This window comes from Bacteroides caecigallinarum (genome assembly GCF_021530995.1).
In the GTDB taxonomy this organism is placed as follows: Bacteria; Bacteroidota; Bacteroidia; order Bacteroidales; family Bacteroidaceae; genus Phocaeicola; species Phocaeicola faecigallinarum.
This window is the reverse complement of record NZ_JADYTF010000124.1, coordinates 1-9,743: the sequence shown is the minus strand read 5'-3', so window position 1 is coordinate 9,743 and position 9,743 is coordinate 1. Positions and strand designations below refer to the sequence as shown.

Sequence of the window (9,743 nt, the reverse complement as noted above, 5' to 3'; positions counted from 1 at the left end):
TCCATATATTATCCCAATAACAGAGAACATGCTATTAGCAAAGATAATATTAATAAAAAAACGCCTCGGCGTTTAAATTAAAATAACAAGACATTTAATCAAACGACAGGACGTTTAAAAAAATGGGTTATCACCCGTTTTAATACAGGAGATAACCCATTTTTAAATTTCCGTGCAGCAAGTAATAATTACTTACGCAAGCCAAGCTCTTTAACGATAGCACGATATCTTTCGATGTCGCGATCCTTCAGGTAGTTAAGTAAAGCACGACGCTTACCTACCAAAGTTGTAAGAGCTCTTTCAGTACTATAATCTTTTCTGTTGAGCTTCATGTGCTCAGTCAGGTGAGAAATACGGTATGAAAACAATGCTATCTGCGATTCAGCTGATCCAGTATCAGTGTTAGACTTTCCGTACTTTTCAAAGATTTCTTGTTTTTTAGCTGCGTCTAAATACATAATTTTGACTGTTTTTAAAATGTATAAATTTGATTTGCGGGTGCAAAGATACTAACAATCTTTATATTAGACAAAAAATCTTACACCTTTTTTTCCGCATTTTTGAGTAACTTTCAACGAAAAATAGTAAATTTGCAGCCAATAATATATAGGTATATAGTATGCAAGACATTAGAAACATTGCCATCATTGCCCACGTTGACCACGGTAAAACAACGTTAGTGGACAAGATGATGCTGGCGGGACACCTGTTCCGCGGAGACCAGACAAACGGTGAGCTGGTATTGGATAACAACGATTTGGAACGTGAAAGAGGTATAACAATCCTTTCAAAGAACGTATCAATCAATTACAAGGGTACTAAAATCAACATCATAGACACTCCTGGACACGCCGACTTTGGTGGTGAGGTAGAGCGCGTATTGAACATGGCAGACGGTTGTATCCTGCTGGTAGATGCATTCGAGGGTCCTATGCCACAGACACGTTTCGTACTGCAAAAAGCTCTTCAGATAGGACTGAAGCCAATTGTAGTTGTAAACAAGGTAGATAAACCAAACTGCCGTCCAGAAGAAGTACACGAAATGGTATTCGACCTGATGTTCAGCCTTAACGCAACTGAGGACCAGCTTGATTTCCCGGTAATATACGGGTCTGCAAAGAACAACTGGATGGGCGAAGACTGGAAAACTCCTACAGACAATATCACTCCGCTGCTGGATGCTATTATCAAGTATATCCCTGCTCCAGAAATTCTTGAAGGAACTCCACAGATGCTTATCACATCATTGGACTATTCATCTTATACAGGTCGTATCGCTGTGGGACGTGTACACAGAGGTACATTGAAAGAGGGAATGAACATCACTCTTGCCAAACGTGACGGTTCATTAGTAAAATCAAAGATAAAGGAAATACATACTTTCGAAGGTCTTGGACGCAAGAAAGTGGAATCTGTTTCATCTGGTGACATCTGCGCCATAGTAGGTGTTGAAGGTTTTGAAATCGGTGATACAATCTGCGATTTCGAAAATCCGGAACCACTTGCCCCTATCGCTATCGACGAGCCAACAATGAGCATGCTCTTCACCATAAACGATTCTCCTTTCTTCGGCAAGGAAGGTAAGTTTGTGACATCACGCCACATTCACGACCGTCTGATGAAAGAACTTGACAAGAACCTTGCTCTCCGCGTGAGAAAGACTGAGAACGAAGACGGTAAATGGATTGTTTCAGGACGTGGTGTGCTCCACTTGTCTGTACTTATCGAAACAATGCGTCGCGAGGGTTACGAGCTTCAGGTAGGTCAGCCACAGGTTATTTATAAGGAAATAGACGGAGTAAAATGCGAACCTATCGAGGAACTTACAATCAGCGTGCCTGAAGAATTCTCAAGCAAGATGATTGATATGGTAACTCGACGCAAGGGTGAACTTACATCAATGGAAACTCAGGGCGACCGTGTAAACATTGAGTTCAACATGCCATCACGCGGTATCATCGGTTTGCGTACAAATGTACTTACTGCATCGCAGGGAGAAGCTATCATGGCACACCGCTTCAAGGAATACCAGCCATATAAGGGTGAGATAGACCGCCGTACAAACGGTTCAATGATAGCTATGGAATCGGGTACAGCATTTGCATATGCAATAGATAAGCTTCAGGATAGAGGTAAGTTCTTTATCTATCCGCAGGATGAGGTCTATGCAGGACAGGTAGTAGGTGAACACGTACACGAAAACGACCTGGTAATCAACGTGACAAAATCGAAGAAGCTTACCAACATGCGTGCTTCCGGTTCGGACGACAAGGCACGTATCATCCCTCCTGTGATATTCTCACTTGAAGAAGCGTTGGAATATATCAAGGAAGACGAATACGTGGAAGTAACCCCTAAGAGTATGCGTATGCGCAAGATTATCCTTGACGAAACAGAACGCAAGCGTGCAAACAAGAACTGATAAACAATAAAGAACATAAACAAATTCCATTGGACATATCATAAGTCCAATGGAATTGTTATTATTGACAATCCTTGAATTTTATATCTGAAAAACAATCATCATCCTATCAGTTAAGGATTCACATCAAAAAAAACAAAGCAATTATGAAAATCTTGATTACAGGTGCTGCAGGTTTCATTGGATCAAAATTAATGTACCAACTGGCAAAAAGAGGTGAAACAGTAGTAGGCATTGACGAAATAAATGATTACTACGACGTGCGTCTAAAATTTGCAAGGTTAAAAGAATGTGGAATAGCTGTTCCTGACGATTCTTACATCTATAATGAAAAGGTGCAAAGTGGGACTGTAAATAATTGCTCGTTCATAAAGATGTCAATAGACGACAAGGATTCAATAGATAAACTGTTTGAAAAGGAAAAATTCGACAAAGTAATGAATCTTGCAGCACAGGCCGGCGTAAGATATTCAATAACCAATCCGTATTCTTATCTTAACAGCAATATAGTAGGCTTCCTTAATATACTTGAGGCATGCAGAAACTATGATGTGAAACATCTCATTTTTGCTTCATCAAGCTCTGTTTACGGCCTGAACTCAAAAACTCCTTACTCTGAGGAAGACAAGGTAGACAGTCCGGTAAGTCTTTATGCCGCCAGCAAGAAATCGAATGAACTGATGGCACATGCCTACAGCAAGCTGTATGGTTTTGCTGTTACAGGATTAAGATACTTCACTGTTTATGGCCCGTGGGGACGCCCTGACATGGCCCCTATGCTTTTTGCAAAAGCCATATCCAGAAACGAACCTATCAAAATATTCAACAACGGAAATCTAAGCAGAGACTTTACATACATTGACGATATTGTAGAGGGTACGATACGTGTGATAAACAACACCCCGAAAGCAGAAGAATGCGAAAACGGTGTTGCATACAAGATATACAACATAGGCTGCTCGGAACCGGTAAGACTTATGGACTTCATCAGAGAGATGGAACAGGCTTTGGGTAAAGAAGCTATCAAAGAATATCTTCCGATGCAACAGGGAGACGTATTCCAGACATATGCAGACACCACTAAACTGGAAAATGAAACCGGATACAAACCGCAAATCAGCCTTCACGAAGGCATCACAAAGTTTATTGAATGGTATAAATCAGAGAGCAACCCTTTAAAAGAATAAAAAGATAATTGTTTTCTGAAAGTTTTGGATAACTTTGCAAAATCACTAATCACACTACATTATGAAAGAATTTGCGCAAGAGTTACTTGCTATCAACAAGACAGCAGATTATGACCTGACAGTCATAGTGCCTGTATATAACGAAGAAGAAAACATGAAAATGCTGGAAGAAAAACTGTCGGCTTTTACAGCCATTGCCAAGTGTCCGGCATGTATCCTGTTCGTAAACGATGGTTCAAAAGATAACAGTATGGCAGGGATACAGGATATCTGCAGCAGGCACAACGATTTCTTCTATATCAGTTTTCTTAAGAATGCAGGACTTAGCGCAGCCATAAAAGCAGGCTTTGACACAGCGCAGTCAAAATATGTAGGATATATTGATGCCGATTTGCAGACTGCTCCGGACGATTTCAACCTGCTGCTTGAATATATCAATGACTTTAAACTGGTGATGGGTATCCGCGCAAACAGAAAAGATTCAGGTTTCAAACGTCTGCAATCCAAGATAGCCAACAGTTTCCGACGGATGATGACACACGACGGCGCAACTGACACTGGCTGTCCGCTAAAGATTCTCCATACAGACTACGCAAAGCGTATTCCTTTCTTCACAGGAATGCACAGATTCCTTCCTGCGCTTATATTACTTCAGGACGGAGGATGCTTTAAGGAAATCCCTGTAAGACATTTCCCCAGAGTGGCAGGAAAATCAAAATTCAACTTATGGAACAGACTTATATCTCCATTTAAGGACTGCTTTGCCTACAGATGGATGAAACACAGATACATAAACTACCATATTAAAGAAAACAATATCTAACTAAACCGCTCCTAATGACAATTGTATATATAATAGGCTTTTTGGCACAGATATTTTTCTCGGCAAGAATCCTTGTACAATGGATACTGTCGGAGAAAGCCAAAGAAATTGTATCCCCTTCTATCTTCTGGGTACTTAGTATTGCCGGATCATACCTCTTGTTTATATACGGATGGTGCAGGGATGATTTCTCGATAATACTTGGACAAATCATTTCCTATTATATCTATATCTGGAATCTTAACGCAAAAGGAATATGGAGAAATATCAATATCCTGTTGAGAATAATACTCTTCATAACCCCTGTAGTGGCCTGTGCTTTCCTTCTGGAATCGCCAGAACAGTTTATAAGCCAGTTCTTCAAAAACGAGGATATTCCAATATGGCTACTCGTATTCGGCTCGGCAGGACAGGTTATATTCACACTGAGATTTATATATCAGTTGATATACTCATACCACAAACATGAGTCGAAACTGCCTATAGGATTCTGGATTATAAGTCTCATTGGCAGCAGTATTATAGTAAGCTATGGTATTTTCCGCCTTGACCCTGTACTCATTTTAGGACAGTCTGTGGGATTTATAGCATATATAAGGAATATAATCCTGGGAGTAAGAAAAAACAAATCAGCAAACTTAGAACATAAATAAAGATGTACAATGTCAAAAACATTACGGACAAAATAGACAGCATAAGCTTTCTGAAATGGATGCTGTTTATTTTTATCTGTCTGATACCAATAAGTGCCTTACGCGATTTTACTCCGGCTAACGAACTGAGATACATCAGCATTGCAGATGAAGCAATCAGAAACGGACACTGGTTCATGCTGACAAACAACGGTGAGCCATACAGTGACAAACCGCCATTCTATTTCTGGCTGCTTATGATAAGCAAGATGATAACAGGCGAATATCATATATGGCAGCTCATGATGTTCTCAATAATCCCTGCCCTGGGATGTATATACACCATGGATAGATGGTGTGGCAAGGAACTTGGAAAAGAATATAGAAATATAGCCCCCCTACTGCTTATAACTACAGGATACTTTGTAGGTACGGCCATGGTACTACGTATGGATATGCTTATGGTATGGTTTATCATACTTGCCCTAAGAGAATTCTACCGTATGTACACCGGAGAAGGAAGTTTCAAACGCCATCAGATACTTTTCGGTATATACATTCTTTTGGGATTCTATTCAAAAGCATTCATGGGCATATTGATACCGCTGATGACTTCTCTGGTTTTCCTTATCACAAAAAAGGAAGGAAAAACATTTTTCCGCTATTGGAACTGGAAGGTATGGAGCATAGTAATCGGAGGTATCGCTTTATGGTTCGTGATGGTATGGGTGGAAGCAGGAAGCGAATATCTCTATAATCTTACTGTAGGACAGACTGTAAGCCGTTCGGTAAAAGTCTCAGTACACAAACATCCATTCTATTTCTACATCATATACTTGAGTTATGGAGTAGCGCCATGGACATTCCTTTATGTAGGAAATATTATCTGGGGCATGAAAAACAGGATGTTCAAAAGCGATTTGCAAAAACTGTTTGTCATAGAAATATTGTCAACCTTCGTAATGCTTTCCTGTTTCGGAAGCAAACTGGCAATATATCTGGTTCCTATTTTCCCATTTATGACTTATCTGAGTCTGATGTGCATGGAAAAGCTACAATGGAACAAATGGCAAGCTTTTGCAGCCAGCTTCCCGGGATTTGTAATACTATTGGCACTGCCAACTTATATAGTAGCGGCAAGATTTATGCCTGAAATCACATCTCCACTGCTTATGGTATGCTCGATACTGCTTACCGCAACAGGAATAGTAACAATAGTTATGGCATGGAAAAACAGGAACATCAAACTGACAATAGTGACTTTCTGCTCCGGCTTCCTGATAACAGCTTTTGTAGCGGGCTTTGCTATGCCAAAGTTCAATCCACAAATAGGATATGGAGAATTATGCCGTAAGGCTCAGGAGAAAGAAAAGGAATGGAATGTCTCAGGAGTTACAACACTTGGGGTATGGAGAGCCCAAAACATGGATGTATATTTCCCGGACAGACTTACCGTTTACTCACGCCATGAAGCAGACTCACTGAAGAACATCAATAACAGCCTTCTGATTCTAGACGGAAGATACAAGGAAGATGAAAATATAAAACCATATATCGACGGCAAAGAGCAGGTTGAAATACTGGATGGTAAATATGTTTTGGTGAGAATACAGTAAAAGTCATATTATAAAATATAAAAGATTATATAATATATTCACCAAAAAATATATCTTTGCCATAGTTCAAAAAACTCTTGTATTATGGATTCAAATGTATTAAAAAAGCAAGTCATAGTATCTATGACCTCATTCCCAGCTGCAATACCATATGCACAAAAAGCTGTAGAATCAATCCTCAATGGTTCTGTTCTTCCAGACAAAATAATCCTTTACTTAACTTTCTCACAGTTTGGAGAGAAAGGAATACCACAGGAGTTACTGAATCTATCGCAAAATAATCCTATATTTGAAATACGAAACTACGACAAAGACATTCGTTCTTATAGAAAACTAATTCCTGCATTGTCAGACTTTCCTGACGCAGTAATTGTAACAGTTGATGATGACGTAGCATATCATAAAAATATGTTACGTGATTTATTAATTTTACATACACAGCATCCTAATGCAGTTTTAGCCCACAGGGCCAAACTAATGAAACCTGGAAAGCCATATCGCAAATGGAAAAAGTATAGATGGTACAATTTCCTTTTTAAAAAGATACATTGTGACTTCAGAAATATACAAACTGGAGTAGGAGGCGTTCTATATCCACCACATTCATTAAAATCTGAAATGTTGGACATTAGTTTATTTACCAGAATAGCACCTACAACAGATGATATCTGGTTTTGGGCAGCTGCAGTTGCTAACAATATACCTGTAATACCTGTACCTTTCGGTCATAATAAGCCTAAAAGTCTGAATAAGCCTCGCAATTTATCACTTAAAACAACAAATTTTAAATCCGGAGTTGATAGAAATTCAGCTTCACTGATGGCTATATTAAAAGAATACCCTCACATAAAGAAAAAAATCGATTTCTAAATAAATAATAATCTAAATCTTTATTATGATATACTATTTACCCAAAAACTACAAATTCAAACGTATTAATGATGCCGGTAGTAAAGCCAGGATTGATATAGAACGAATAATGGATTTCTCTGGTTTTGTTCCAACCGGTAAACATAAAGCAGTAAGTAAAAACCGTTTATCACACTTCATACAAACTTTAACAACTGTTTTAAGAATACCTATATATATAAAAAGAGGAGATATACTAATTTTACAATACCCTGTAAAATACTATCGTCTATTATGTTTTCTAGCTCATTTACGTAAAGCAGATATTATTACGATAATCCATGATTTAGAATGTTTCCGTAAAAAAAGAAATTCAATAGAAAAAGAAATAGCCTTAATGAACATGTCTGATGCCATTATATGTCATAATCCCACAATGAAAGAATGGCTATGTAATAATGGTTTTAGAGGATATAACAGACAAAAAATTATAGTTACATTAAATATATTCGACTTCCTCTCTGAGTCACAATGTCCCGACAGAAAAGAAAAGTGGTCATCACATAGTATTACTTATGCAGGACAGCTTGCACGTATCAAAAACAAATTTTTATATGATATAGGCAATTATATGGAAAGCTATACTATGAATGTTTATGGAAAAGGGTTCGATAAATCTACTGCCACATGTCCTGATAAGTTTGACATGAAAGGATTTATGATACCTGATAAATTAATCAGCTGTGCAGAGGGAGACTTTGGACTTGTTTGGGATGGTGGAGATATTGATAGTTGCGATGGAGATTGGGGAGAATACCTTAAAATTAACACCCCACATAAAATATCATTATATATTAGATGTGGCTTACCAATCATAATATGGCGTAAAGCTGCAATGGCACAATTTGTAGAAGAAAATGAAATAGGAATATGTGTAGATTCATTACGTGACATCAACAAAATCTACTCAGATGTGACCAAGGATGAATATATAAAAATGTGCAATAACGTACAACGAATTAGTAGACAGATATCGGAAGGTTATTATTTCAAGACAGCTATTTCCAATGTCTGTTCAAAACTACAGTCTTTGTAATATATAATAAATCTGTAAAACTTTATCCATCTGCAGGTTCTTATAAAATTACCATGTAAGAACCTGCAGATTACAATAACCAGAGACTTGGATTTGTTATTTACATCCTATAAATCAAAGCTCAAAACTTGACTTTTCAGGCAAAATTGACTCAAAAGCATTTTTTAAACTTTCCATGACTTGTTCATAATTTCGTATATGGACATTATCATTAAGGCATATTAATTTATATGACTGATTATATATTGCCTTTACTGCTTGTTTAGGCTTAACCATCAAAGGAAACATTTTTGTATCGCTATAAGTATTATATGGTTCAAAGTTTCCACTACATATCTGCCAAGTTCTGAATAACTCAGGTGTATAATCGTTCAGCGCACGAAATCTATTTACTGATGTTTCAGTAAGTTCCTTACCTGCTACAGCCCATACTTCTTCAAAAGTAGTTTTCAAATATGGCTGAGCATTATGCGGTGTACGTAAAGTGATAAATTTACCGTAAGGTTTAAGAATATAATTCCAACGGGCACGAGAACCATAACTAGGATGAAACCATTTATCATGATCGCGGGCCATTACTTCCCTCTTGTCAAAATAACGGTTAATTATCCTCATATTATTTTTTATTCTGATATACCATTGGGACCATGAAGGATTATAAAGAAATGTAGCAATATCACAAGGTAAACCATTACGAAAGAAACGATCTTTCCCTGTAGGACTGATTATATAGAAGTCATCATTAAAATAGACAAAATGTTCTGCCAAACCAGGAATTCGATGTATATACCGTTCAATTACGACAGAATTATATGTAGGCAGAAACTGTTCAGGAATATAATCTTTATGGTTGACCAAATTTATTTTAGGGTTATTTTCGTCAAGCCACTCCGGTTTCTGTCCACTTGTGACAAAATGGATTTTTCTTACCCATGGAGTAAATTTCTCAACTCCACGAAACCAATATTTAAGAAAACCATAATCACGGAATCTGGCTTTTGACACTCCATTTTTTGTATTCTCTTTCTTACCCGAATATTTAGCAAATTCAGCTTGCCATTTTGGGTCATCCATATTAACCCAAGTGACTACAAAATCTATATCCATCTTTATAGGGT

Annotated in this window: 9 protein-coding genes; 7 read left to right on the top strand and 2 right to left on the bottom strand. The window is 37.7% G+C overall.

The window, feature by feature from the left end:
- Nucleotides 1-188 precede the first annotated feature (188 nt).
- The gene (rpsO, locus tag I6E24_RS13810) at nucleotides 189-458 is read right to left on the bottom strand and encodes a 30S ribosomal protein S15 (protein ID WP_235329119.1); all 270 of its coding nucleotides are present in this window, start codon (nucleotides 456-458) and stop codon (nucleotides 189-191) included.
- A gap of 161 nt (nucleotides 459-619) precedes the next feature.
- Here rpsO and typA point away from each other — a divergent pair, with 161 nt between their 5' ends.
- The 7 genes from typA to I6E24_RS13775 all read left to right on the top strand — a co-directional run bounded on the left by typA (nucleotide 620) and on the right by I6E24_RS13775 (nucleotide 8,625).
- A complete protein-coding gene (gene typA / locus I6E24_RS13805; RefSeq protein WP_235329117.1) occupies nucleotides 620-2,422 on the top strand; it encodes a translational GTPase TypA in 1,803 nt (600 codons plus the stop codon).
- Between the two features lie 146 nt (nucleotides 2,423-2,568).
- A complete protein-coding gene (locus I6E24_RS13800) occupies nucleotides 2,569-3,609 on the top strand; it encodes an NAD-dependent epimerase/dehydratase family protein (protein WP_235329116.1) in 1,041 nt (346 codons plus the stop codon).
- A 91-nt stretch (nucleotides 3,610-3,700) separates the two neighbouring features.
- Nucleotides 3,701-4,432, top strand: coding sequence for a glycosyltransferase (locus tag I6E24_RS13795; protein ID WP_235329120.1), 732 nt, complete (start codon nucleotides 3,701-3,703; stop codon nucleotides 4,430-4,432).
- Nucleotides 4,433-4,446: 14 nt separating this feature from the next.
- Nucleotides 4,447-5,085 (top strand): lipid-A-disaccharide synthase N-terminal domain-containing protein, encoded by a 639-nt coding sequence (locus tag I6E24_RS13790; RefSeq protein WP_235329115.1) that lies wholly within the window; start codon nucleotides 4,447-4,449, stop codon nucleotides 5,083-5,085.
- 2 nt (nucleotides 5,086-5,087) lie between these two features.
- Nucleotides 5,088-6,680: an ArnT family glycosyltransferase gene (locus I6E24_RS13785; protein WP_235329114.1), complete on the top strand. Its 1,593-nt coding sequence runs from the start codon at nucleotides 5,088-5,090 to the stop codon at nucleotides 6,678-6,680.
- Nucleotides 6,681-6,764: 84 nt separating this feature from the next.
- A complete protein-coding gene (locus tag I6E24_RS13780; protein WP_235329113.1) occupies nucleotides 6,765-7,550 on the top strand; it encodes a glycosyltransferase in 786 nt (261 codons plus the stop codon).
- A 25-nt stretch (nucleotides 7,551-7,575) separates the two neighbouring features.
- Entirely contained in the window at nucleotides 7,576-8,625 is a 1,050-nt protein-coding gene (locus tag I6E24_RS13775; RefSeq protein WP_235329112.1) for a galactofuranosyltransferase, read from the top strand.
- A gap of 114 nt (nucleotides 8,626-8,739) precedes the next feature.
- On the opposite strand, the gene I6E24_RS13770 is transcribed toward I6E24_RS13775, so the two are convergent.
- Nucleotides 8,740-9,743, bottom strand: a 1,004-nt coding sequence (locus I6E24_RS13770) for a Stealth CR1 domain-containing protein (protein ID WP_235329111.1), incomplete at its 5' end; no start/stop codon positions are given.

What these genes read in the sequence shown, in the direction of transcription:
- I6E24_RS13790 (WP_235329115.1), top strand. Translation starts at nt 4,447, where the DNA reads ATGACAATTGTATATATAATAGGCTTTTTGGCACAGATATTTTTCTCG.
- I6E24_RS13775 (WP_235329112.1), top strand. Translation starts at nt 7,576, where the DNA reads ATGATATACTATTTACCCAAAAACTACAAATTCAAACGTATTAATGAT.
- I6E24_RS13780 (WP_235329113.1), top strand. Translation starts at nt 6,765, where the DNA reads ATGGATTCAAATGTATTAAAAAAGCAAGTCATAGTATCTATGACCTCA.
- rpsO (WP_235329119.1), bottom strand. Translation starts at nt 458, where the DNA reads ATGTATTTAGACGCAGCTAAAAAACAAGAAATCTTTGAAAAGTACGGA.
- I6E24_RS13785 (WP_235329114.1), top strand. Translation starts at nt 5,088, where the DNA reads ATGTACAATGTCAAAAACATTACGGACAAAATAGACAGCATAAGCTTT.
- I6E24_RS13800 (WP_235329116.1), top strand. Translation starts at nt 2,569, where the DNA reads ATGAAAATCTTGATTACAGGTGCTGCAGGTTTCATTGGATCAAAATTA.
- typA (WP_235329117.1), top strand. Translation starts at nt 620, where the DNA reads ATGCAAGACATTAGAAACATTGCCATCATTGCCCACGTTGACCACGGT.